At 64.1% G+C, this 1,679-nt stretch carries 1 protein-coding gene; it reads left to right on the top strand.

The features are described 5' to 3' along the window. The first annotated feature begins 183 nt into the window (after positions 1–183). Positions 184–1,533, top strand: coding sequence for a transposase (locus VB716_RS17360; protein ID WP_323271155.1), 1,350 nt, complete (start codon positions 184–186; stop codon positions 1,531–1,533). Positions 1,534–1,679 lie beyond the last annotated feature (146 nt).

The raw sequence follows: 1,679 nt of genomic DNA, 5'->3' as shown, positions 1-1,679 counted from the left end.
CAGGCCACCCTGCTGCCGCCGTCGCCGCGTGAGTGGCTGGCCGATGATCATCAGGTGTATTTCCTGCTGGACCTGGTGGATGAGCTGGATCTCTCGGAGATCCTGATTCCCGCTCAGGCCAAGGATCCCCGCGGAGAGAAGGGATTCGATCCACGCATGTAGCCGCAGGCTTCCGCGCAGCGGTTGACGATGCTGCTGCTTTACGCCTACTGCGTGGGCATCGTCTCCTCCAGGAAGATCGAGCGGGCCTGCTACGAGGATCTGGCTTTCCGCGTGCTGACCGGCAACCAGCAGCCGGACCACAGCCGAATCAGCGAGTTCCGCCGGCGCAACCTCGATGCCCTCAAGGGCCTGTTTATTCAGATCCTGCGCCTGTGCCAGAAGGCGGGGATGGTGAGCCTGGGCCATGTGGCCCTCGATGGCACCAAGGTGCAGGCCAATGCCTCCAAGCACAAGGCCATGAGCCACGAGCGGATGCTCAGGGCGGAGAAGGAGCTCCAGAAGGAAATCAACGCCTTGATCCGCAAGGCCGAGATCCTGGATGCCCAGGAAGACCGGCGCTACGGCAAAGGAAACCTGGGCAGTGAACTTCCCGATGAGCTGCGCCACAAGCAGGGCCGCCTCGCAAAAATCCGTCAGGCCCGCAAGGAGATGGAGGCGGAAACCGCTGCAGCTGCAGCGCGGCAGCGGCAGGAGGAAGCCGAGAAGGCCAGAGCCAAAGCGACCGCAGCCGAGGAATCGGATGGATCGGCCCCTGAGCAGGCCGAGCTGAACAGGAAAGCGGAAGCCGCAGCGGCAAAGGCAGCAGCGGCGGGGGACAAAGCCATCGAGGCCGCCGAGAGCGCTGGCCTCGAGCCACCAGATCTGGAGCCACTCGCCTCTGACGCGATGCCCAGGCGTGGTCTGGCGAGAAAGGCTGACGGCACACCGACGGCCAAGACCCAACGGAATTTCACAGATTCCGACAGCCACCTCATGCAGTCCAGCGGCACCTACCTGCAGGGCTACAACTGCCAGCTGGCGGTCGACAGTGACCACCAGGTGATCGTGGCGGTGGGCGTCAGCAACCAGCCACCGGACGTGGAGCACCTGGAGCCCATGCTGGAGCGGATCGCCGCCAGCGCCGGTGAGCTGCCGGACGTGATGACGATGGATGCGGGCTACTGGAGCGACGACAACGCAGGTCACTGTGAGGACCTTGGCATTGACGCCTACATCGCCACCGGCCGTCTGCCGCATGGGAAGCCGCCACCGCCACAGCGAGGACCGCTGCCCAGAGATGCCGACGCCAGAACCCGCATGGCCCGCAAGATCAGAAGCAAGAAGGGATCCAGGATCTACGCCCAGCGCAAAGCGATCGTGGAGCCGGTGAACGGCCAGATCAAGGAAGGCCGGGGCCTGCGGCGGTTTCTCTTGCGGGGCCTGGAGAAGGTCGACGGCGAATGGCATCTGATCGCTGCCACCCACAACCTGCTCAAGTTGTTCCGGTACAGGCGATCACAGCAGCAGCTCTGGGCAGCAGCGACGGGATGAGGGGTAGAGACCCTGGCGATGCCGCCAGGGCTGAGTCAACCTCGCCCCAATGAACCAGCTCAGCGGGAGAGGTAGACCTCAGAGCTCACCTCACCGGGATTCGTCGTGACCAGGGGCTCGCTGCTCTATTGGCAACAAACTCCTAG

Source organism: Synechococcus sp. CCY9201 (assembly GCF_034931105.1).
In the GTDB taxonomy this organism is placed as follows: domain Bacteria; phylum Cyanobacteriota; class Cyanobacteriia; order PCC-6307; family Cyanobiaceae; genus CBW1002.
The sequence above is the reverse complement of the archived record's forward strand: the minus strand, read 5'-3'. Positions and strand labels throughout refer to the sequence as shown.